General features: G+C 72.6%; 13 protein-coding genes. All 13 read right to left on the bottom strand.

The annotated features are described in order from the left end of the window. Positions 1–18: 18 nt before the first annotated feature. Complete coding sequence (locus C0R66_RS04285) at positions 19–1,590, bottom strand: DUF4082 domain-containing protein (protein WP_101523662.1); 1,572 nt, start codon at positions 1,588–1,590, stop codon at positions 19–21. 90 nt (positions 1,591–1,680) lie between these two features. Beyond that, on the bottom strand, positions 1,681–3,090 hold the full coding sequence (locus C0R66_RS04280) for a right-handed parallel beta-helix repeat-containing protein (RefSeq protein WP_158647890.1): 1,410 nt from the start codon (positions 3,088–3,090) through the stop codon (positions 1,681–1,683). Positions 3,091–3,213: 123 nt separating this feature from the next. Then, entirely contained in the window at positions 3,214–4,890 is a 1,677-nt protein-coding gene (locus C0R66_RS04275) for a DUF4082 domain-containing protein (protein WP_158647889.1), read from the bottom strand. 200 nt (positions 4,891–5,090) lie between these two features. After that, the gene (asnB, locus tag C0R66_RS04270) at positions 5,091–6,941 is read right to left on the bottom strand and encodes an asparagine synthase (glutamine-hydrolyzing) (protein ID WP_199286815.1); all 1,851 of its coding nucleotides are present in this window, start codon (positions 6,939–6,941) and stop codon (positions 5,091–5,093) included. A 12-nt stretch (positions 6,942–6,953) separates the two neighbouring features. Continuing rightward, on the bottom strand, positions 6,954–8,138 hold the full coding sequence (locus C0R66_RS04265; protein ID WP_101523659.1) for a glycosyltransferase: 1,185 nt from the start codon (positions 8,136–8,138) through the stop codon (positions 6,954–6,956). Beyond that, complete coding sequence (locus C0R66_RS04260) at positions 8,135–9,658, bottom strand: glycosyltransferase family 4 protein (RefSeq protein ID WP_101523658.1); 1,524 nt, start codon at positions 9,656–9,658, stop codon at positions 8,135–8,137. Before C0R66_RS04260 ends, C0R66_RS04265 begins: the two co-directional genes overlap by 4 nt. Next, positions 9,658–10,794, bottom strand: a complete 1,137-nt coding sequence (locus C0R66_RS04255) for a DegT/DnrJ/EryC1/StrS family aminotransferase (RefSeq protein WP_101523657.1) — start codon at positions 10,792–10,794, stop codon at positions 9,658–9,660. The genes C0R66_RS04260 and C0R66_RS04255 overlap by 1 nt, the downstream gene beginning before the upstream one ends. Beyond that, a complete protein-coding gene (locus C0R66_RS04250; RefSeq protein ID WP_101523656.1) occupies positions 10,791–11,441 on the bottom strand; it encodes a PglD-related sugar-binding protein in 651 nt (216 codons plus the stop codon). Before C0R66_RS04250 ends, C0R66_RS04255 begins: the two co-directional genes overlap by 4 nt. Further along, positions 11,438–12,580 (bottom strand): DegT/DnrJ/EryC1/StrS family aminotransferase, encoded by a 1,143-nt coding sequence (locus C0R66_RS04245; protein WP_101523655.1) that lies wholly within the window; start codon positions 12,578–12,580, stop codon positions 11,438–11,440. The genes C0R66_RS04250 and C0R66_RS04245 overlap by 4 nt, the downstream gene beginning before the upstream one ends. After that, positions 12,577–13,506, bottom strand: coding sequence for an NAD-dependent epimerase/dehydratase family protein (locus C0R66_RS04240; RefSeq protein WP_199286814.1), 930 nt, complete (start codon positions 13,504–13,506; stop codon positions 12,577–12,579). Before C0R66_RS04240 ends, C0R66_RS04245 begins: the two co-directional genes overlap by 4 nt. Before the next feature lie 61 nt (positions 13,507–13,567). Continuing rightward, entirely contained in the window at positions 13,568–13,981 is a 414-nt protein-coding gene (locus C0R66_RS18935; protein ID WP_199286813.1) for a Gfo/Idh/MocA family oxidoreductase, read from the bottom strand. Next, the gene (locus C0R66_RS18930) at positions 13,927–14,655 is read right to left on the bottom strand and encodes a Gfo/Idh/MocA family protein (protein WP_199286812.1); all 729 of its coding nucleotides are present in this window, start codon (positions 14,653–14,655) and stop codon (positions 13,927–13,929) included. The genes C0R66_RS18935 and C0R66_RS18930 overlap by 55 nt, the downstream gene beginning before the upstream one ends. Positions 14,656–14,701: 46 nt before the next feature. Beyond that, positions 14,702–19,294 carry a DUF4082 domain-containing protein gene (locus C0R66_RS04230; RefSeq protein ID WP_158647888.1) on the bottom strand — a complete coding sequence of 1,531 codons (4,593 nt, stop codon included), beginning with the start codon at positions 19,292–19,294 and terminating at the stop codon, positions 14,702–14,704. Between the last annotated feature and the right edge of the window lie 86 nt (positions 19,295–19,380).

Here is a 19,380-nt window from a genome sequence, read left to right as displayed (position 1 = left end):
GCCCGGCACACCGGAGCTCTACGGCGTCCGGACCGGCTTGCCGTCGTCCCAGGTGTTGCCGGTGAACACGTTGCTCCCCCCGCCGGCCACCGCCGCGGCGGCGCCGTAGACCGCGCACTTGCCGCTGGAGCCCCGCGCGAACACGTTGCCCGTCACCCGGACGTTCGAGGCCTGCCCACCGAACGGCTTCGCCGGGTCGTAGCCGCCGTACAGGCAGTAGCCCGCGGGACTGGACACGAACAGGTTGCCCTCCACCGTGACGTCCCTGATCGGCGCGAAGTCGCCGTACAGCGCCACCGCCGCCGAACACGCACCACCGTTGCCGGTCGGCTTGGAGTCGCACGCCAACGTGTTGTGCCGCAACACCATGTTGCTGCCGCCGTTGGACAGGAACCCGTCACCGTGCCAGTCGCTGCCCGCCGGCATGTACTGCCCGTGCAGCCAGGAGTCCTGGACGTCGCAGCTGCCGTCACAGCCCACAGAGGCCCGAGCACCCACGATCTCCACCCGACGCAACGTGAAGTTCGACTGGCTCACCGCCGAGTCCTGCGACGTCCCGCCGTCCACCGTGGAGTCCGACATCGTCAACGAACCCGACCGCTCGATGTACACGGTGCCGTTGACCTGGCTCCGGGTCACCACCACGTTCGGCGCCCTGACCACCAGCCGACCGGTGATCTGCCTGGCATCGATCACCGTCCCCGCCGCCGTCACCGTCATCGGACCCGCGTACGGCGCCAACGCCACCCCCTCGGGAACCCCGGTGTTCCCCGCACCCGGGAAACCACCACTGGCCGTGGGCGTCGAAGGGGTGCTCGCGGCCGGGGTGACCACAGGTCGCACCCGGAACCGGCGCTGGGTGAGCGCCTTGGCCGGGAACCGTCCGCGAGGGCCCACGGCACCGCTGACGGTGGCGTAGCCGGGGACCCGCGCCGACCGACGCTTGGCGGCGAACGGAACGCCGGCTGGGACGGAGACCGAGGCGAGGTAGGTGGCGTTGCGGCTCACCGCCACCGGGGTGGGCAGCGCCACGTGCTGCCACCCGACCGTCTCGGTGGCGGGGAGCACCACCTTGGCCATGAGCGTCCCCGACGCGCTCCAGACGCGTGCCGCGTGCCGGCGTCGGTCCCCCTTGAGCCGGTAGAACCCCAGGCTCGTGATGTGGCCGGAGACCGACGGGCGGAACCGCAAGCCCCGCTCCTTGCCGCTGCGCGCGGCGGCGTCCGGTCGCGCCGCGCCATGCCCGGGCTGCCCTGCCTCGGGTTGTGCCGAGGCGGATTGCGCTGAGTCGGATCGCAGCGGGCCCGGCTCCCCCTGCTCCGGCTGCTGCGTGCCGAGCGGGTCCGAGCCGAGCCGGTCCAGGATGCCGGGCGCGAACGCGTTCGGCTCGGCCGAGGGCGACTCCCCGGCACCGTCCTCGTCGGGCGCCGACGGTTGCTGAGCGGCTCCGGACTGGCGGTCAGGCTGGGCTCCGGTCCGAGCGGTCTCGGTCCCGCAGGCACCGGCTGCCAGCGTGGCGCACAGCGTCAGGACGAGGGCCAGCCGCGAGGTGGTGGAGGTCGCACCGGTGCCACTGCGTGGATCATCCATGCTTCACCAGGGGTCCTGAGACGGGGCCGAGCGGACGAAGAGCGAGGCTAACAGCCCCGCTCTGCGCGCCGACAGCGTCGATCTCAGACTCTAGGAAGCCCGCACCGGCTTGCCGTCGTCCCAGGTGTTGCCGGTGAACACGTTGCTCCCCCCGCCGGCCACCGCCGCGGCGGCGCCGTAGACCGCGCACTTGCCGCTGGAGCCCCGCGCGAACACGTTGCCCGTCACCCGGACGTTCGAGGCCTGCCCACCGAACGGCTTCGCCGGGTCGTAGCCGCCGTACAGGCAGTAGCCCGCGGGACTGGACACGAACAGGTTGCCCTCCACCGTGACGTCCCTGATCGGCGCGAAGTCGCCGTACAGCGCCACCGCCGCCGAACACGCACCACCGTTGCCGGTCGGCTTGGAGTCGCACGCCAACGTGTTGTGCCGCAACACCATGTTGCTGCCGCCGTTGGACAGGAACCCGTCACCGTGCCAGTCGCTGCCCGCCGGCATGTACTGCCCGTGCAGCCAGGAGTCCTGGACGTCGCAGCTGCCGTCACAGCCCACAGAGGCCCGAGCACCCACGATCTCCACCCGACGCAACGTGAAGTTCGACTGGCTCACCGCCGAGTCCTGCGACGTCCCGCCGTCCACCGTGGAGTCCGACATCGTCAACGAACCCGACCGCTCGATGTACACGGTGCCGTTGACCTGGCTCCGGGTCACCACCACGTTCGGCGCCCTGACCACCAGCCGACCGGTGATCTGCCTGGCATCGATCACCGTCCCCGCCGCCGTCACCGTCATCGGACCCGCGTACGGCGCCAACGCCACCCCCTCGGGAACCCCGGTGTTCCCCGCACCCGGGAAACCACCACTCGGGGTCGGCGTCGGGGTCGGCGTCGGAGCGGGCGCCGTGGTCGGCCCGACGCGTACGTCGTCCAGCAGGACGTGGTGCGCCCTCGAAGCCGTGCGCACCGCCACGGTGAAGACCGACGTGTCGCTCGAGCGGACCACGGTCACCTTGGCCCGGCGCCACGCCCCGCGCGCCCGCACCCGGTCGCGCCGGGCCGGCTGGATGACCTCGCCGGTCGCGGGCTCGACCTCCCGGACCACCACCGAGGTGCGGACGGCGCGACGGGGCGCCCGTACCCAGGCGGTCACCACGTGCGTGGAGCCTCGCGCCCCCACGGCCGAGACGCGGGTGCGAGCGGCCAAGGACCCGGCCCGCCCCGCGGCTCGGGCACCGACGCGAGCCGCGAGCCGGGCTGCCCGAGCCGACCGGTGCCCCTTCGTCACCGTCCTGAGCCTGGTCCGGGCACCAGTGGTCCAGCCCCTGCGCCCGGACTCGAAGGTGGCGAGGAAGACCGCGCTCGCTTGCGCGTCGGCTCCGGCGGACGTCGCGCCGGCGGGCGCGGCGCTCACCGCGGGCGTGCCGGTCAGCATGCCGGCGGTCAGCACCAGGAACAGGACCAGCACGGGTACGCGCTTGGTGGGGGCAGGGAGGTGAGTCATGGCGAAGAGAGACCTTGCCTAGGGGGCCGGGGATCTCGGGAACGTACGCCGCTTTTGGTACGCACTGAACCGATCCGTCCCCCACCTGGGGTAAGTCGAACGCGCCTACCGTCACGGCCAGGCTCAGCCGGTGACGGCCTTGCCGTCGTCCCAGGTGTTGCCACTGAACACGTTGGAGCCACCACTGGCCACCGCCGCAGCGGCCCCGTAGACCGCGCACTTGCCGCTGGACCCGCGGGCGAACACGTTGCCGGTCACCCGGATGTTCGACGCCTGCCGACCGTAGGGCTTCGACGGGTCGTAGCCGCCGTACAGGCAGTAGCCCGCGGGACTGGACACGAACAGGTTACCCTCCACCGTGAGGTTCGTGATCGGGGCGAAGTCGCCGTACACCGCGAGGGCCGCCGAGCACGCGCCACCGTTGCCGGTCGGCTTGGAGTCGCAGGCCAACGTGTTGTGCCGCAACGTCATGTTGCTGCCGCCGTTGGACAGGAACCCGTCACCGTGCCAGTCGCTGCCGGGCTTCATGTACTGCCCGTGCAGCCAGGAGTCCTGGACGTCGCAGCTGCCGTCACAGCCCACCGAGGCCCGAGCGCCGACGATCTCCACCCGGCGCAGCGTGAAGTTCGACTGGCTGATCGCGGAGTCCTGCGAGGTGCCGCCGTCCACGGTGGAGTCCGACATGGTCAGCGACCCGGAGCGCTCGATGTAGACGGTGCCGTTGACCTTGCTGCGGGTCACCACCACGTTGGGCGCCTTGATCACCAGCCGTCCGGTGATCTGCTTGGCATCGATCACCGTCCCGGCGGCGGTCACCGTCATCGGACCCGCGTACGGCGTCAACGTCACCCCGTCGGGAACCCCGGTGTTCCCCGCGCCCGGGAAACCCCTGCTCGGGGTCGGCGTCGGGGTCGGCGTCGGCGTCGGCGTCGGCGTCGGCGTCGGCGTCGGCGTCAGGGTGGGAATGGGCACCACCGGAGCCGTCGGCGTGGGCTTGCCCGCGGGGGTCGGGGTGGGGGTCGGCGTGGGCTTGCCCGCGGGGGTCGGGGTGAGGGTCGGCGTGGGCGTGGGCGTGGGCGTCGCCTGGAGCATGTTGGCCGGGTTGAACACGACGTCCACCCAGTAGTTGCTCGCACTGAAGCTGCTCGTCGGGTACGCCGTACGCCCGGCGTACTTGTACACCCCGGCGCTGACCGGTGCGGTCAGGCCGTTCTGCGACAGCGACGCCGCGAATCCCTGGGACGTGGCGGCGTAGCGACCACGCGGTGCGTAGTAGGAGATGGTGTAGGTCTTGCCGGGCTCCAGAGCCACCGGCGCGGCGAAGCTCACCTGGATCCAGCCGGTCCTGCTGGTCCTGGGGATGACGACCTTCGCCAGGGCCTTGCCGCGGGCGTTCCACAGCGTGGCCGAGGTGGGCGTCTGCGCCTGGCCGGCCAGCTTGTAGATCTGGGCACCGGTGGCCCTCCCGGCGACGCTGGTGGAGAACCGCATGCCGAGCTCGACCCCTGCTGCGTCGGAGTCGACCCGGGCCTGGGGCACCGGGGACTCGGCGAAGAGTCCGTTGGCCGGCCCCGGGGCCGGGGCCGTGACCCGGGCGGGCGCGCCCACCCGAGCGACGGCGCCCCGCGCGGCCGAGGCGCCGGACAGCAGCGGGACGGTCGCCACGGCGGCCATCGCGAGCGCCAGCGCCAGGGCGAGCGCCAGGACGGGTGCCCGGGCCGGCGACAGGGCGGCCGGCGCGCGGTGACCTGGTGTTCGTGCCCCGGAGCGGGACGGGGCGTTGGCGGGCGCGAAGGGCATGGGGGTGCTCGATTCATCGGCGAGAACCCAGGCCGAGAACCCAGGTGCGCCATCACATCCGTTGTGATGGCGCATCCCCAATGTGGGCCAGGTCGCCCAAAACCCCTCATTTAGCGTGCCTCAAATGCGGTAGTACCTTCGCGCGGCGTTCCTAGTCACCCGGCGGGCTCCGCCCCCGCCGTAAGGACGACGGCCGGCTCTCAACCCACCGTTGCGGGAGAGCCGACGAAGAACCGCCGGCCCCACATCTCCAGGGAGAGCAGCGTCCAGATCCGGATCTCCTCGTCGCGCCGCCCGCGGGCGTGGTCCTCCAGGATGGCGGCCACCACGGCGGGATCCATCAGCGACTCCACGAACGAGCCGGGTCCCCTGAGCAGGTCCCGGGCGAGCTCTTGCAGCTCACCTCGGAACCAGGTGTCCAGGGGCACCCGGAAGCCCACCTTCGGCCGGTCCACGATCCGCCCCGGCAGGTGGCGGCGCGCCACCTGCTTGAGCACCCACTTCGTCTGGCCCTCACGCACCTTCACCGAGCTGGGCAGCCGGTAGGCCAGCTCCACCAGACGGTGGTCCAGGAACGGGGGCCGCAGCTCCAGCGACGACGCCATCGACATCCGGTCCCCCCGCTCCAGGAGGTTGTCCGGAAGCCAGGTGTCGAAGTCCAGGCGTCCCATCAGGTCGATGGGGTCACGGTGTGCCAGGGCGCGCGCGGTCCGGGGGTGCGAGGTGCCGAGCAGCGCGTCGATCTCGTAGTCGGTGAACGGGGCGAACCAGTCCTCCATCCTGGTCCCTCGCTCCGCGGCCAGTGCCCGGACCGCGATCCGCAGCTTGGCCCGGTTCGCCGGCAGGGCACGCTCCAGCACCCGCGCACCGGTGCTCCGGGCCCGTGCCGGCAGCCGGTTCGCCAGCGCGGTCGCTCCGGCGTACCGGTACTTGGGGTAGCCGGCGAACAGCTCGTCGCTCCCCTCGCCCGAGAGCACCACCTTCACGTGCTGGCGCGCGGCGGTGGCCAGCTGGGCCACGGCGATGTCTGCCGGCTCGCTGACCGGGGCGTCCCGGTGCCACGTGAGGTGCTCCCAGCTGCCTCGGAAGTCCTCGGGCCGGATCAGCACGCGATGGTGGTCGGTGCCCAGCACCTCGCTGACCAGGGTGGAGTACTCGGTCTCGTCGAAGCGCGGGTCGCCGAACTCGGCGCTGAAGGTGGAGATCGGCTCGGCACTGCCGGCCCGCTGCCGGGCCGCGTCGGCCAGCGCCACGATCAGGCTGCTGTCCACTCCGCCGGACAGGTACGCGCCCACGGGCACGTCGGCCACCAGGGAGGCGTCCACCGCGGAGCGCAGGGTCTCCTCGACCAGGTCCACGGCCTCGGCGGGTGAGCAGTCCAGCACGTCCTCGGGCGACGGCAGCCGCCAGTACGGCGTCACCACGACCTCACCTCGGCCCGAGACCTCCACGACGTGGCCCGGCGGCACCTTCGCGATGCCGGCGAACAGCGTCGCCGGGGCGTGCACGGCCCGGGATCGGAGGTAGCCGCGCACCTGGTCCCGGTCCAGTCGCACCCTGTCCCCGAGCACCTCCAGCAGCGCCTTGATCTCGGAGGCGAAGACCAGCTGCTCGCCGTCCACGTAGTAGTACAGCGGGAGCACGCCGACCCGGTCGCGCACCAGCCAGGTGCGGTCCGCGGCGAAGTCGTGGTGCGCGAAGGCGAACTGCCCCACGAACTCTCCCGCGCCGCGCGGCCCGTGCCTGGCCACGGTGGCCAGCACCACCTCGGTGTCCCCGTCGGTGCGGAAGTCGTGGTCGCTGCGGCGCCGCAGCTCGCGGTAGTTGAAGATCTCGCCGTTGAAGGTGAGCAGGTGGCGACCGCCGGGCGTGCCCATCGGCTGCGGGGAGCCGGCCAGGTCGATGATCGAGAGCCGGGTGTGGGCGAAGCCCACCGGCCCGCGCACCACCAGCCCCTGGCCGTCCGGTCCGCGGTGGGCCAGCGCCCGCATCATGGCCCGCAGGTCCCGCTCGTCGACCGGCTGCCCGTCGAACCGCCTGATCCCCGCCACCCCACACACGGCTCAGTCCCCCCGGCCCTCGAAGAGCGTGCGCAGCACGTCGGCCCGCGAGGACCAGGAGTCGGCCAGGACCGAGGCCCGCCGGCGCTCCGGGGTGCCGACCGGCTCACCGGCCAACGCCTGCGCGACCTTGGCGATGAAGTCCTCCGGTCCCTGCGCGATGGCCAGCACGTCGGAGTGCGCGCTGGCCTCCGGATAGGGCGTGGTCACCACCGGCAGGCCCAGCGCGAGGTACTCCTTGGTCTTGATCGGGTTGCAGAACCGGATCCAGTCGTTCTGCAGCCAGGGCATGATGGCCACGTCGAACCCGGCGCCGTAGCGCGGGATCTCCTCGTAGGGCTTCATGCCCAGCCAGTGCACGTTGGGCAGCGCGAGCAGCTCGTCCAGCGGACACGTCGCGGCGCCGACGAGGACCACCGACGCCTCGGGCAGGGCCTGGGCCAGCCGGCGTACCAGGGGCAGGTCCACGACGTAGTCGTCGATCCCGCCGAAGAACCCGACGCGGGGGTGCGGCACCGCCGCGAGGTCCGCCGGCTCGGCGCCCGGCGCCGCCGGGTCGAAGTGCGCCAGGTCCACTCCGTGTCCCAGCAGCACCGCCTGCCCGGACCCGGCCCGCACCAGGGGCTGCTCCTCGGCCATCAGCTCGGCGCTGACGTAGACGGCCGCGTCGCAGGCGCGCAGCATCGACCGCTCGAGCCCGCCGATCAGCTCGGCGTCGGCCTCGGGCAGGCTGGAGTAGCGGTCGGAGCGGTTGACCACCACGCTGCGCGAGCGCAGCCGGCGCGCCACCTCCCACGCCGTCGGCAGCGTCACCAGGACGTCCGGCACACGGATGCCGACCAGGCGGGCGGCCAGCCGCACCTGGAGCCGCACGGACCACGCGTTGAGCCGGCTCAGCCGAGGGCTGGCGAAGACCGGCACGCTGATCGGGGTCATCACGTAGAGCCGCGGGTGCCCGGGCTCCGGACGACGCAGCGCCCGCAGGGTGCTGCCCAGCTTGCGGGCCACCCGGCGCAGCGGCTGGGTGGTCGAGCCACGCCGCGGCATCCGCATGCCGAGGCTGTTGACCAGCAGCACCGGTCGGTCCGCCGAGAGCGCCCGTGCCAGCTGGACGTCGGAGTGCGCGCGGTTGTGGTACCAGTAGTCCTGGGCCGAGAAGAGCACCGAGCCCACGGGACCCAGGCTCACAGCTCCACCTCGGGGCCCGCCACCGACGGCACCGGCCCGAAGGGGCCGCTCGCCCTGGCGTCGCGGCGCGGGTCGTGGGGGTCCCGCGGCCGGACCAGCGTGGGACGGACCCCCGGGACGCGGCCCGGACGCCGGGTCCGCGCCCGGTAGCGCACGAAGTCGGCCAGGGCGACCGGGTCGTGGAGGTCGATGTAGGGCCGGCCCAGCTCGTCGTGGGAGCGCCACGTGGTGGGCGCGGGCGGGACGATGGTGAAGCGGCCGGTGAGCGAGTCCAGCACCGAGACGTACGCCGCCGCCTGGGCGCGCCAGTCCAGCACCTCCGCGACCCGGCGCCGAGCTCGCAGCCCCATCTCGACGCGCAGGTCGTCGTCGTCCAGCAGCCGCTCGACCGCGTCGGCGAAGGCGCCGACGTCGCCGCTGGGGACGTAGAGCACCGCGTCGGCTCCGCTGATCCGGGTCTCCACCAGGTCGAAGGAGACCGAGGGCAGGCAGTAGGCCATGTACTCCATGGTCTTGTTCATCGTGGAGAGGTCGTTGAGCGGCGACCTGAGGTCGGGGCACAGGCCCAGGTCGGCGTTGCTCAGGTGCGCGGCCATCGCATCGCGGTCCACCCTGCCGGTGAACTCCACGACGTGGTCCAGTCCCCGCGCGACGCTCTCCCGCTGCAGGTGGGCCAGGCAGTCGCCGAAGCCCATCAGCACCGCACGCACGTCCTGGCGTCCGCGCCGGTGCACCAGCTCCTCCATCACGTGCAGCACCGTGTCCACCCCGTCCTGGGGACCCATGATCCCCACGTAGGCCAGGGTGAACGTCTCCTTGCCCTCGGGCAGGGTGGGCGTCGGCACGATGGGGCGCATCCGCCGGGTGTCCGGGCCGCTGCGCACCACCGTCACGTCGCAGGGGTCCATCCCGCCACGCTCCAGGGCCACCCGCCGGTAGGACTCGTTGGTGGAGGTGACCTTGTCCGCGGTCGCGAAGGTACGGCGCTCCAGCCAGCGCAGGGCCCCCAGCTCGGCCCGCTCGACGAGCCCGGTCGGCTCCCCGAAGCGGGACAGGAAGAGCTCGGGGTTGAGGTCGTGGTGGTCGAACAGGAAGCGCACCCCCCGGCGCTTCCACCAGCGCGCCAGCAGCCAGTAGGTGTCCGGGGGGTTGCAGGCCTGCATGACGTCGAACGGGTGGTCGCGCCACACCTTGCGCGAGAGCCACGCGGTGCGCAGCCAGCAGTAGGCGAACTCCCACGCGTAGCCCGTGAGCCCGTCGGCCTCGGGTGGCGGACGGTACTTGTACAGGTGCACACCGTCGATGACCTCGCGTGCGCGGTCTCCCGGACCCTTGGGGCAGATCACGCTGACCTCGTAGCCGCGGGGCTCCAGCGCCTGGCACTCCATCCAGACGCGGCGGTCCAGGGGCACCGGCAGGTTCTGCACGATGATCAGCACGTGCGGGCCTGACCCGCGCGTAGCCGCGCGGGCGCTGCGTCGGGCCGCGAACCTGGCGCGCAGGTCCGCGAGGCGGCCCATCACCGCCTCCCTTCCCCGGCGCCGTCACGGCCCAGCAGCTCGGACAGGGCCTGGGCCACCGTCTCCTGCTGGGTGAGCGTGAGATGGGGGTGCATCGGCAGGGACAGCATCCGGGCGGCGGCCCGCTCGGCGACCGGGAAGGTGCCCGGCCCCAGTCCCAGGCCCGCGTAGGCCCGGGTCAGGTGGACCGGCGTGGGGTAGTGGATGCCCGCGCCGATGCCGCGCTCGGTCAGCCCCGCCAGGACCCGGTCGCGGTCGGCCACCCGGACGACGTACAGGTGCCACACGTGCTCGTTGCCCGGAGCCACCCCCGGGAGGCGGAGCCCGGCGGGCTCGAGGCCGGCGAGCAGCGCGGCGTACCGGTCGGCGGCGTCGCGGCGCAGCTGGTTCCACTTGTCCAGGCGGGCCAGCTTGGCCCGCAGGTAGACCGCCTGGATGGTGTCCAGCCGGGAGTTCATGCCGATCACGTCGTGCACGTACTTGGTCGGGGACCCGTGGGCAGCCAGCACCCGGACCCGGGTCGCCAGCGCCTCGTCGTCGGTGGTCACCGCCCCTGCGTCGCCGGCCGCCCCGAGGTTCTTGCCGGGATAGAAGCTGGTGCCGGCAGCCTGCCCCAGCGTGCCGGCGGCCCTGCCGTGGCGGCGGGCACCCTGGGCCTGGGCGGCGTCCTCGACCACCGGGATGCCGGCGTCGGCGCAGCGCGCTTGGACCAGCTCGACGGGGGCGGCCTGGCCGAACAGGTGCACCGGCACCACCGCCTGGGTGCGGGGACCGAGCCGCTCCGCCACCCGGTCCGGATCGATGAGCAGGTGCTCCTCGTCGACGTCGACCAGCACCGGCACCGCACCGATCCGCGAGACCGCCTCGGCGGTGGCGATGAACGTGTTGGCCGGCAGGATCACCTCTCCCCCGGCGCGCACCCCCGCCCCGCGCAGGGCGAGCTCGAGGGCGTCGGTGCCGTTGGCCACCCCGACGCAGTGCCCGGCGCCCAGGAAGGCGGCGTACTCCTCCTCGAAGCGCGAGACCTCCGGGCCGCCCACGAAGCCGGTGCGGGCGAAGAGGTCCTCCACACCCGCGCGCACCTCGTCGGCGATCTCCGCGTGCTGGGACCCCAGGTCCACGAACGGAACACTCATCTCTCCACCTCCACGGCTGTGCTGCTGCGCCGGGCGGGGATACCCACCCAGGTCTCTCCTGCCGGGAGGTGGCGGATCAGCGCCGCTCCCATGCCGAGCACTGCTCCCGGGCCCACGCTCAGGCCCTCCCGAACGCTGGAGGACATGCCGAGGTACGCCATCGGTCCGACGAGCACCCCACCCCCCAGCCGCACCCCGGCACACAGGGTGGCGAACTCGGCCACGACGTCGTCGTGGGTCAGCGTCACGTGCGGCATCACCACCACGTGGGCGCCCAGCCGGACGTCGGCGGTCATCACCACGCCGCCCAGCACCACGCTGCCGGCGCCGACCTGGCAGCCCTCGGGCACCAGGACCTGGGGATGGATGCAGGTCGCGTAGCGCTCCTGGCCCACCCCGTGCTCGGCGAGGCGCTCCACCAGCGCGTGCCGCACCTGGCCCCGGCCGGCACAGACCAGCACGTCGTGGTCGGCGTACTCGGCGACCAGGTCGAGACCGCCCACCACCGGGTGGCCGCCCAGCTTCGTGCCCCACAGCGCGGGGTCGTCGTCCAGGACCGCGATCCGTGGGTAGCGCCGCAGCTGGCGCTCCACCGCGAGCACCTCGCGGGCGAGCCCGCTGGCGGCGACCACGAGCAGGCCGGTCATCGGCGTCGTCCCGCCGCGCTCAGGGCCTCCACGACCCGGGAGTGCTCGGACTCCGACAGGTGGTGGTGGAGCGGCAGGATGAGGGTGTTGTCGGTGAGCCGCTCGGTCGCCGGCAGCGGCACGTCCCCGGTGTCGCGTCCGGCGTACGCCGGCTGCCGGTGCGCGGCCATGATGCCGCGCCGGGCCGAGATGTCGGCCTCGGCGAGGTGCGCCATCAGCTCCTCCCGGCTCAGCGGGAACTCCCCGGACACCTCGAGCCAGCAGGACTGGAAGTTCGTGGTGCCGCCAGGCGGGTCGGCGACCAGCCGCAGCCCTTCGATCTCGGTGATCGCCTTGGCGTAGCCCGCCGCGAGCTCACGGCGCCGCGACACCATCGCGTCCAGCTTGCCCAGCTGCACCAGCCCGACCGCCGCCTGCAGGTCCGTCATCCGGTAGTTGAAGCCAACCTCGGCGTACTCCTCCTGCGGGGCCAGCACGCTGGCGTGCCGGTCCGCGGCCGAGACGCTCATCGCGTGCTCGCGCAGCCGGCGGGCGCGCTCTGCCCAGTCAGCCCGCGACGTGGTGACCATGCCGCCCTCGCCGGTGGTCAGCAGCTTGCGCGGGTGGAAGGACCAGGCCGCGATCTCGGCCCCGGCGCCGACCGGCGCACCGGCGTACGTCGACCCGGCGCCGCAGGCGGCGTCCTCGACGACCACGACGCCCAGCGGGTCGCACAGCGCCCGGATCGGCGCCAGGTCCACCGGCACCCCGCCCTGGTCCACCACGACCACGGCGGTGGTGGCCGGGGTCAGGGCCGCGGCGACGGTCTCGGCCGTGACGTTGCCGGTCTCCGGGTCCACGTCGCAGAAGACCGGCCGCGCCCCGAGGTAGGTGGCGGCGTTCGCGGTGGCGATGAAGGAGAAGGACGGCACCACCACGTCGTCGCCCGCCCGGACCCCGCAGACCACGAGGGCGAGGTGGAGCCCGGTGGTGCAGCTGGAGACCGCCACCGCGTGCACGGCCTGCTGCTGCTCGGCGAACGCGGTCTCGAACTCCGCGACGCGGGGCCCCTGGGCCACCCAGCCGGAGGCGATGACGGCGGCCAGCGCCTCGGCCTCGTCCTGCCCCAGCCAGGGTTGCATCACGTTGATCCGGCTCATGAGGACACCACCGTGCGACCCGCGGCGATCTCCGCGCGCAGCGGCCGCCACCACCGGACCAGCTCGGCCAGGCCCTGCTCGATGCCGGTGGAGGCGAGGAACCCGAGGTCGGTCCGGGCTGCGGAGACGTCCGCGAGGCGGCGCACCACGCCGTTGACGGCCCGCTCGGGACCGTGCGCCACCGCGAGGTCCGAGCCCATCACCCGCAGCAGCGCCTCTGCCAGCTCCAGCAGGCTCGTCTCGGTCCCCGAGGCGATGTTGTAGACCCCTTCGCGCACGTCGCTGGCAGCTGCCAGCACGTTGGCCCGGGCGATGTCGACGGTGTAGGCGAAGTCCATCGTCTGGCGCCCGTCACCGAAGATCAGCGGGGGCTGGCCGTCGGCGATCCGCTCCATCCACCGCACCAGCACCTCGGTGTAGAGGCCGTGCACGTCCATCCGCGGTCCGTAGACGTTGAAGTAGCGCAGCAGCACGTAGTCCAGGCCGTGCATGGCCCGGAAGCTGCGGATCATCCCTTCGTTGAAGGACTTCGCGGCGCCGTAGAAGGTGTCGTTGTTGTGGTGGTGGTGCCGCTCGGTGGTGGGGAACTCCTCGGCCATGCCGTAGACGGAGGCGGACGAGGCCGCGACGAGCTTGTCCACCCCGGCTGCCACCGCGGCCTCGACCACGTTGAACGTGCCGTCGACCATCACCTCCAGGGCCAGCCGCGGCTCCTCGGCGCACTGGGTGATCCGGATGGCGGCCTGGTGGAAGACCAGGTCCTGGCCCCGGGTCACGTCGTGGACCAGGTCCCGGTCCCGGATGTCACCCTCCACGAGCCCCACGCGGCCACTGGCCAGGGCCGCCTCCAGGTTGCCCCGCCGACCCCGGACGAAGTTGTCCAGCACGTCGACGTGGTCGACGCCCGCGGCCAGGAGCTGGTCCACGAGGGTGGATCCGATGGTGCCGGCCCCCCGGTGACCAGGGCCCGGGCGCCTGCCAGGGTGCTCATCGGGCCACCTCCAGCCGGGGCTGCTCAGGACGCGCCGAGACCAGCGCACCGTCAGAGCCGAGGCTGCGCGCGGCCGCCTCCAGGACGCGGAGCACGCGCAGCCCGGCCTCGCCGTCGGTGCGCGAGGCCCGCTGCTCCCGGATGCTGCCGGCGAACTCGGCGACCATCGACCCGAGCGCCTCGCGCTCGGGCAGGGCCGGAGCCCAGGTGTCCCCCAGCCGGTAGGAGATCGTGGAGGCGGTCCGGTCGGCTGCGCTGGCGGAGTTGTGCTCCAGGTCGACCCCCCGGTCGTAGACGCTGAGCCGCTGCTGCGGGTTGAGGTCGTCCCAGACCAGGGTGCGGCGGGTCCCGCTGATCACCATCTGCCGGATCTTGGTGGGGCTGAGCCAGTTGACGTGGACGTGCGCCATCGCGCCACCCACCAGCGGGAGGCTGAGGTAGCCGACGCAGCTCTTGCCGGCCCCGAGCGGGTCGGCGCCCTGCGCCGCCACCCCGGTGGGCTCGAGGCCCCCGGGGATGACGAAGTCCAGGATGGAGAGGTCGTGGGGGCGAGGTCCCAGAACACGTCCACGTCGGGCTGCACCAGCCCGAGGTTGATGCGCACCGAGTCGATGAAGAGGATGTCGCCGAGCTCGCCGGCCTCGACCAGCTCGCGGATCTTCAGCACCGCGGGGGTGTAGCAGTAGGTGTGGTCCGCCATCAGCACGAGCCCCCGCTCGCGCGCCAGCTCGACCATGGCGGTGCCGTTCGCCACGCTGTCGGCCAGCGGCTTCTCCACCAGCACGTGCTTCCCCGCGCGCAGGGCCGCCAGCGCGACGCCCTGGTGGGTGCGCGCGGGGGTCGCGATCGCGATCGCGTCGACGTCGTCGCGCGCCAACACCTCGTCCAGGGACGCGGTCACCGCGACCCCGCTCCTGGTGCCGAGCACGGTGTGCGCGCGTGCCACGTCGAGGTCGCACACGGCGACCAGGTCCCAGTCCGTGCTGCTCCGGAAGTTCCGAATCAGGTTCGGACCCCAGTAGCCCGCACCGACGACCGCCACGCCCAAGGGCCTGGTGGGGCCCGGCGCAGCTTCCCCCGTCACCGTCATCGCGTCCTCTTTCTCTCTGCCCGCGCAGGCGGGCGACTTCTCAGGTCGACGATCGGAAGACCACGTCGACGAAGTAGCTGGCGGCGTTCCACGTGCTCTGCGGGAAGCCCCCGCCGGTGCCGTAGCGGTAGACGCCGTTGGGGTTCGCCGGGGCGGTCAGCGGGCCGACGACGTGGTTGCCGGAGAAGAACTGCTCGGTCACCGAGTAGCGACCCACCGGCGCGTAGTACGAGACCACGTAGATCTGGCCCGCGGTGATCGGCACCGGCGTGCTCAGCACCGCCTCCTGCCAGCCCGAGGCCGTCTCGTTGCGGAACGTGACGGTGCCGAGCCGGGTGCCGGTGGAGGACCAGATCGAACCGGTGTGGGTGCCTGTGTTGCCCGGCCCCTTGTAGAACCGGATCGCGGTCACGGTGCCGTTCACCGAGGACCGGAACCTGGTGCCCAGCTCGACCGCAGCCTTCTCCGCGTCGGCGGCGACGGCCGGCTGCCGACCGGCGAACATCGACGTCGTGGTCGGCGTGGGCGTCGGCGTGGGGGTCGGCGTGGGCGTCGGCGTGGGAGTGGGCGTCGGCGTCGGGGTCGGGGTCGGCGTCGGCGTGGGGGTAGCGGTAGGCGTGGGCGTCGGCGTGGGGGTAGCGGTAGGCGTGGGCGCCGGCGTGGGCGTCGGCGTGGGCGTCGGCGTGGCGCCCCCCTGGTAGACGACGTCGACGAAGTAGTTCGTCGCCTCGTAGGTGCTGGCCGGGAAACCTCCGCCGTAGACGAAGCGTCCGTTGTTCGCCGCCGGAGCGGTCAGGTCGCCGCGGGTCCACGCGGTGGTGAAGAACTGCGGCGTCCGCGCGTAGCGGCCCTGCGGTGCCAGGTAGGAGACGACGTACGTGGTGCCCGCCGTCACCGCGAGAGGCTGGACCAGCGGGGCGGTCTGCCACCCCGACGCGGTCTCGTTGGCGAACGTCACCGTGGCCAGGCGGGAACCGCTCGCGGACCACACCGAGCCGGTGTGCGTCCCGGTGCTGCCGACCCCCTTGTAGAAGCGGACGGCCTTGATGAACCCGCTGCGGCTGGGCGTGAAGGCGGTGCCGAGCTCCACGGCGGAGGTGTCGTCGGTGGTGGCGTCGACGGGTACCTGGTCCCCGAACAGGGACTGCTCGGAGTTGGTCTCCGCGGTCCTCGTGCGGAAGCTCCAGGTCTGGGTCGCAAGGGTGACCCCGTCGGTGGAGACGGCGCCGGACAGCGTGACCGTGACGTCCGCGCCCGCCGGGAGCGGCTGACCCGGTGTCCAGGTCAGGGTGGTCCCGGCGGCGTCCAGCGCTGCGGTGCCGGCCAGCGGCGTCGTACCCTGCTTGACCTCCAGCGACCAGCCGGGCGCCAGCGGGCTGGAGACCCCGACGCGGACCGAGCTCTCGCGCGGCACGTCGACGGCCCCGGGGGCCGGTTGCCGCGACGTCAGGGTCAGGCTCGGGGTGGTCCGGTCGAACACGACGTCGACCAGATAGCTGGTCTGGACGCTGGTCGAGGGGAAGCCGGTGCCGTAGGTGTAGGCGCCCGCGGTGGAGCTCACCCGCAAGGGGGGCCGGGAGAGGTCGGCGTTGGCGAAGGCGTTCGGCGAGGCGGAGTACCGGCCCTGCTGGGTCCGGTAGGAGACCACGTAGGCGGTGTCCTTGGCGATCGGCACCGGCGTGGCGAAGGTCAGCTGCTGCCAGCCGCTGGCGGTCTCGCCCGTGAACGTGCCGGTGGCCAGCTGTGCGCCCGCGGCGCTCCACAGCGTCCCGGTGTGGGTGCCGGTGTTGTTGGGGCCCTTGTAGAACCGGACCCCGGTCACCACCCCGCTGACGTCGGAGCTGAACCGGGTGCCGAGGGTGACGGCCTGCTTGTCGGGGTCCTCGAGCACCGTCGGCATGGTGTCGGGGGTGAACAGCGAGCACGGGCAGACCCCGGGCGGGCTGGTGGGACTGGCGGTGCGGAAGGTCCAGGTCGCACCGGTGCTGACCGTCGCGCCCTGGGCGTCGGTGCCGCGCACGGTGGCGGTGTGCTCGACGGAGCTGGCCAGCGGTGCGGCAGGGGTGAAGGTGACCCGCCGGTCGGTCGCGTCGTAGGTGGTGGTGCCGGGCACGGTGGCTCCGGCGGAGGTGCGCAGCGTGAGGCCGGCGGTGCCGGCCGCGAGCGGCTTGGAGAACCGGGCGCTCACCGTCGTGGAGACCGGCACGCCGGTGGCCCCCGGCGTCGGCGACTGGTCCACGACGGCCAGGGGCGAGTCGTTGGTGGCGGAGAACGCGACGTCGACGAAGTAGTTGCTGTTGCGGTAGGACTGGGTCGGCAGCGTGCCGGAGGTGCCGAAGACCCCGGGCGGCTGGCTGCCGAACCCGCCGGCCACGCTGAGCACCCCTGCGTCGTACCCGCGGGCGCTGAAGGCGTCGGCCTCGGTGGCGTAGCGCCCGGTGGGCGCGGTGTAGGAGGCGGTGTAGGTCTGACCGGCGGTGACCGGTACGGCGTTGGCGAAGCTGGCGCTCTGCCATCCGGTCGCCGTCTCGCCGGTGAACGTCACCTGGCCGAGACGCTGGCCCGCCGGGCTCCACAGCGACCCCACGTGGGTGCCGCCGTTGCCGGATCCCTTGTAGAACCGCACGCCGGTGACGAATCCGTCCACCTTGGGGGTGAACCGGATCCCGAGCTCGACGGCTGCGGCGTCGTCGGTGGCCGGGAGGTCGGGCACCGTCTGCCCCCACAGGCTGCAGGGACAGGTGACCTCGAAGGAGCGGCTGGTGGCGGCCCCGATGTTGGCGCTGTCGTCGACCGCCCGCACCTGGACGGGGGCGCTCCCCCGCCCGTGCTGGATGAAGGAGTAGGTCCACGACCCGGTGCCCGCAGCGGGGTGCCAGGAGACCCCGTTGTCGGTCGAGACCTCGACGCCCGCGACCTGTCCTCCCGAGTCGGTCGCGGTGCCGGTGAGGGTGATCCGGTCGCCGTTGCGCTGCGCCGTACCCGCAGCCGGGGCGGTGATCGCCACGGTCGGCTTCGCGGTGTCGGTGCTCCTGCTCGCCGCGACCAGGGTGCTCATCAGCGTGGTCGGCTGGACCCCCATGTCGGCGAAGAGGTTGACCTGGGCCTGCTGCATCCGCTTGTCGGCGGGCTCGGCGGCGTAGCTGGAGTCGTGGTCCTCGTCGAGGCCCCACGTCCACTGGATGCTGCCGGCGCTGAACACCAGGGCGCCGCTGGGCGCCCGGTAGAGCGTCAGGTGGTGGGTGGTCGAGCCCGGGGCGACCTGGTTGCCGAAGTCCTGGAGGTACTCCGGGACCGCGCCGGTGGTGGTGGAGAGCCGGATCAGCCCTTGCGGGCGGAAGCCGTTGTCGAGGTCCTCGTTGGACTCGTAGCCGACCGTGTGCGGAGCCAGCCGCGTGGACCCGGACGTCATCGTGGTCAGGCTGGTGTTGCGCCACAGCCGCAGCTTGCCCTCGGGCGCGCTCACGCTCAGGGCCAGGTCGTCGTGGTTGACCATGTAGGCGGTGCCCGTCAGCTCGTTCTCGGGACGGCCGGCACCCTTCGCGGGAGCCGCGAAGCGCGGGTCGCGCCAGGTCCCGGTCCACTGGTCGCTGGGGTCGATCTTGGCGTTGCCCCAGGTCTCCTTGTAGGAGACCAACGTCCGGTACGCCGTCCGGCTCGCGTCGGCCGACGGCTCGTAGCGCGTCTTCCAGTAGGCCTCGTTGCCACTGAGGAACTGCAGGTGCACCCCGGCGTCCCGGGCCGCCTCCACGTTGGCCCGCTGGGCGCCGCTCCAGTACTCGTCGTGGCCCACCGAGAGGAACACCTTGTGGTTGGTCAGCAGCTGACCACGGCGGTCGGTGTCGACGCCGGCGATGTAGCTGGTGTCGTAGCCGTTGCGCTCGAGGAAGCGGACCAGCGGGTACTCGTTGGCGAAGAAGAAGTCGCGGCCGCCGTTGTCCTTGCGGGTCATGACGGGGCGGTTGTAGCTGAGCTTGTAGGCGCGGCCGTTGCCGCCGCCCTGGTAGAAGTCCGAGCCCCCGTAGGTGTTGTAGGCCTGCCAGGTGGTGTCGGAGGTCTGGAAGACGACGTCGGAGCGGCTGGCGTCGTCACGCACCACGAAGGTGATGTGGCTGGCACCGCCGGTGTCGGTGCGGGTCAGCTTGGCGAGGTAGACACCCGAGACCGATGTCGAGGGCACGCTCCACGAGGCCGAGACGGCCCAGTTGCCGCAGTCGTAGAGCTCGGTGGCGGAGTCGGTGATGCACTGGGGCTGACGTTGCGGCAGCGCCGCGCTCGGGTTGACCGAGGCGATCTTGCGCGCCCCGAGACCTTGGTAGTAGCCCACGCGGTAGATGTCGACCCGGTAGGCCCGCGCGTCGGTGTCGACCTTGAAGTCGATGCGCTCACCGACGTTGACCGACACATCGGTGGAGAAGCCCTGGATGCTGGTGTCCCCCGCACCCCAGACGTCCCAGTCCGAGGATCCGGGCTGCGTGTTCTCGCAGGCGATCTTGTTGCCGCCCGCGCCGCAGGGGTCCGCGGCGTTGGCCGGGGAGGCCAGGACGGGCAGGACCAGCAGCGCCACGGCCACGGCCCAGGCCGCGACCAGCGCTGGCAGGTGGCGGACGACGCGCGGGGTGTCACCGGACATGGGAGACCTCTTCCAGCTCATCCCGAGTGTTGGTGTTGCCTGCATGGCGCCGCGGACGGATCGTCGCGCGGCGCCGGAAGTCATCT

It is taken from the genome of Nocardioides houyundeii (assembly GCF_002865585.1).
In the GTDB taxonomy this organism is placed as follows: Bacteria; Actinomycetota; Actinomycetes; order Propionibacteriales; family Nocardioidaceae; genus Nocardioides; species Nocardioides houyundeii.
The sequence above is the reverse complement of the archived record's forward strand: the minus strand, read 5'-3'. Positions and strand labels throughout refer to the sequence as shown.